Consider the following 3,413-nt stretch of genomic DNA (forward strand, 5'->3'; position numbering starts at 1 on the left):
CGGGGAGCCTCCTCGGCCCCGTACTCCCGCAGGACATTGATTTTACATCCTCGAACCCGCCCACGCACGAAGGAAATGCGTTAGCATTTTCGAGGAGTCGAGCACCTTCCGCTCAAATCAACAGCTTATAAAAACATTATCGTTTAACAGAACCTATTTCATCATAATTTTATCTCCAGAGGAGGCCTCTTTTGCTTTTTTTATTGTTCGATACGAGGAATATCCGCTAATTTCTTCGAATTCACCGCAGATCGTTTTTTCCTCTGCTTTACTTGGGACAATTTCTTTGAACCGGCGATAAGCATTCATCATTTCATCTCGTTCAATCCCTTTTTCATATGCCCGCTCAATCGCTTCAAAGAAATTAATCACATCGACGATTTCTTCCGTTGACCACCTATAATCTATGGGATATTGATATTCCATACACTCACCTACTTCTTTATGCTAATGTGTATAATACCTCTATTTTCCCCATTTTGCACGAATTTGTTCCGCCTCTTTCTTCATCCGGTTAAAGAGCTCAGCAACAGTAGGCACATCCTTAATCATTCCCATTACCTGACCTGCCCAAGCAAACCCTTCAGCGGTTTCACCATCATATATGTACCGTTTATTGGCATTTCCACTAATAAAACTTTTAAGCTGCTCATAATCTCCATTTTTCCGTTCAATTTCTAGAATTTGTTCTGTCCAGCTATTGGCAATGGCTCTACCTGGTGCTCCCAGTGTTCTTTTGATAACTACAGTATCACTTTCCGTTCCCTCAACTAAGCTTCGTTTATACGCTTCATGCGCGTGAACACAATCCTTGGTCGCGATAAACCGTGTTCCCATTTCAATTCCTTCAGCACCTAAACTAAGGGCCGCCATTAGTCCCCTTCCATCCCCTATTCCTCCTGAAGCAATGACAGGAATTGTAACAGCATCCACTACTTGAGGAATTAAAACAAGTGTACCGATATCATCTCTGCCAAGATGTCCGCCGCCTTCCTGACCGACCACCATCACGGCATCAGCTCCTAACTCCTCTGCTTTTATAGCTTGCCTTCTTGCTGCTACAAGCACGAGAGTTTTGATGTTAGTCCCCTTAAGTTGTTCAAAAATAGGAGCAGGATTACCACCAGTCATGGATACAACAGGTACTTCCTCCTCGATTGCCACCTGCAGGAATTCTGCAAATGACCTCCCATGCTGACCAATAGCAAAATTAACACCAAATGGGTTATTGGTTAATTGTTTTACATTTTTTATCTCTTCCCTTAACAATTCAGGATTAGGCAGAGACATAGCCGTAATTTGCCCAAGCCCCCCTGCATTTGAAACAGCAGCCGCTAAGTCCGAATAAGCTAAATAAGCTAATCCCCCTTGAATAATCGGAAATTCTATGTTTAACAAGTCAGTAATTCGTGTATGCCAATTCATTTGAAACCCTCCTTCTAGTTAATAAATTGTTAATTCGTCTTAAAAGGTTAAATTTCCTTTCTTTATGAGAAACTAACTTTAGTTAAAATATATCAATAAAGTTAAATTTAAATCCTTTAAAATACGTGGGAATAGTGCTATAATTTCCTTTGTTTTATGTCGAATATAGACGAATAATCTGAGCATTTTTTATAAAGAGGTGTATTTACCATTGTCACAAGAACAAACACCGTTATTTAGCGGGTTAGTAGCACATGCAAAGAAAAACCCAACTCAATTTCACATACCCGGCCATAAAAAAGGCGCTGGAATGGATACAGAATTCCGCCAATTTATTGGTGATAATGCCTTATCCATAGACTTAATTAATATCGGTCCTCTAGATGATTTACATCAGCCAAAGGGAATGATTAAACAAGCTCAAGATTTAGCTGCCGAAGCGTTTGGAGCAGATCGAACCTTTTTTTCAGTACAGGGAACTAGCGGCGCTATTATAGCCATGATTATGGCAGTTTGCGGACCTGATGATAAAATTATTGTCCCTAGAAATGTTCACAAATCCATTATGTCTGCGATTGTTTTCTCTGGAGCCATTCCAGTTTTTATCCACCCGGAAATTGATAAGGAATTGGGGATCTCACACGGAATTACAACCGATTCAGTTGCAAAGGCTTTAAAACAGAACCCGGATGCAAAAGCTGTGTTAGTCATTAATCCAACCTACTTCGGAATCTCTGCAGACCTAAAGAAAATTGTTGAAATTGCGCACTCTTATCATGTTCCTGTTCTGGTCGATGAAGCCCATGGCGTTCATATACATTTCCATGATCAACTGCCACTTTCAGCTATGCAGGCGGGGGCAGATATGGCTGCAACCAGTGTTCATAAATTGGGCGGATCTATGACACAGAGCTCGATTCTAAATGTAAGAGAAGGACTTGTTTCAGCAAAGCATGTTCAAACCATTTTAAGCATGCTTACAACTACATCTACATCTTATTTACTGCTTGCTTCACTTGATGTAGCCCGTAAACAACTAGCAACAAAAGGAAAAGAGTTAATTGACAAAACTATCAAGTTATCTCAGTCTATCCGAAAGAGAATTAATGAAATTGACCACATACATTGTGTTGGTGAAGAAATACTTGGTTCTAAAGCTACTTTTGATTATGATCCGACGAAACTTATTATATCAGTTAAAGATTTAGGCTTAACGGGTTATGAAGTAGAAAAATGGTTAAGAGAAAAATATAATATTGAGGTTGAATTATCAGACCTTTATAACATCCTTTGTATCATTTCACTAGGAGATACTGATACTGAGGGAGACCTGTTAGTGAATGCGCTAAATGAGCTTGCCATTGAATGTGAGCATCGCGTTGGACAAATTGAACCACTAGAAGTTCTCCTGCCAGAAATTCCAGTCCTTGCGCTTACACCAAGAGATGCATTTTACTCAGAAACAGAGGTTGTTCTTTTTGAAGAATCAGAAGGCCGAATTATTGCTGAGTTTGTAATGGTATACCCTCCTGGGATTCCAATTTTTATTCCAGGGGAGATTATCACCAAGGAAAATTTGCACTATATTCGTAAAAACCTTGAAGTTGGCCTTCCAGTTCAAGGTCCCGAAGATGATGAAATTAAAACTATTCGTGTTATAAAAGAATATAAAGCCATTCAATAAACTGGCAAAAAAAAATAGGATTCCATAGAGGAATCCTTTTTTATTTAACTTATTATATTTCTTCTTGATGTTGGTGTTCATCACAGCAATTGCACTTAGAATAGAGCACAGTTACTTTCTCATCTTCAAAATGATCGATAGTAGAATTACATGATTGGCATACAATAGTACCCATTTGTTCAATCCCCTTTTCATTTGAATGATTATAATTTTAAAACGCTTTCTAATATCCTTAACTCAATAATAATATATCACATTAAACTTTTCAAGCCTAAATTGTATGTCACATTAACAAAAAATCAGT

4 protein-coding genes are annotated in these 3,413 nt (G+C 38.6%); 1 reads left to right on the forward strand and 3 read right to left on the reverse strand.

Translation table 11 applies throughout. The features are described 5' to 3' along the window. Positions 1–153: 153 nt before the first annotated feature. A complete protein-coding gene (locus V7266_RS23795) occupies positions 154–426 on the reverse strand; it encodes a UPF0223 family protein (RefSeq protein WP_335471579.1) in 273 nt (90 codons plus the stop codon). A 39-nt stretch (positions 427–465) separates the two neighbouring features. After that, positions 466–1,425 (reverse strand): NAD(P)H-dependent flavin oxidoreductase, encoded by a 960-nt coding sequence (locus tag V7266_RS23800; protein ID WP_335471580.1) that lies wholly within the window; start codon positions 1,423–1,425, stop codon positions 466–468. Between the two features lie 211 nt (positions 1,426–1,636). Here V7266_RS23800 and V7266_RS23805 point away from each other — a divergent pair, with 211 nt between their 5' ends. Continuing rightward, on the forward strand, positions 1,637–3,109 hold the full coding sequence (locus V7266_RS23805) for an aminotransferase class I/II-fold pyridoxal phosphate-dependent enzyme (RefSeq protein ID WP_335471582.1): 1,473 nt from the start codon (positions 1,637–1,639) through the stop codon (positions 3,107–3,109). A gap of 52 nt (positions 3,110–3,161) precedes the next feature. Here the strand turns inward: V7266_RS23805 and V7266_RS23810 are convergent, their stop codons facing one another. Further along, entirely contained in the window at positions 3,162–3,284 is a 123-nt protein-coding gene (locus V7266_RS23810; RefSeq protein ID WP_335471584.1) for a GapA-binding peptide SR1P, read from the reverse strand. Positions 3,285–3,413 lie beyond the last annotated feature (129 nt).

Source organism: Neobacillus drentensis (assembly GCF_036965645.1).
Taxonomy (GTDB): domain Bacteria; phylum Bacillota; class Bacilli; order Bacillales; family Cytobacillaceae; genus Neobacillus; species Neobacillus drentensis_D.

Bases quoted from the DNA above. Each gene is read 5' to 3' on its own strand.
- V7266_RS23795 (WP_335471579.1), bottom strand. From the start codon at position 426: ATGGAATATCAATATCCCATAGATTATAGGTGGTCAACGGAAGAAATC.
- V7266_RS23810 (WP_335471584.1), bottom strand. From the start codon at position 3,284: ATGGGTACTATTGTATGCCAATCATGTAATTCTACTATCGATCATTTT.
- V7266_RS23800 (WP_335471580.1), bottom strand. From the start codon at position 1,425: ATGAATTGGCATACACGAATTACTGACTTGTTAAACATAGAATTTCCG.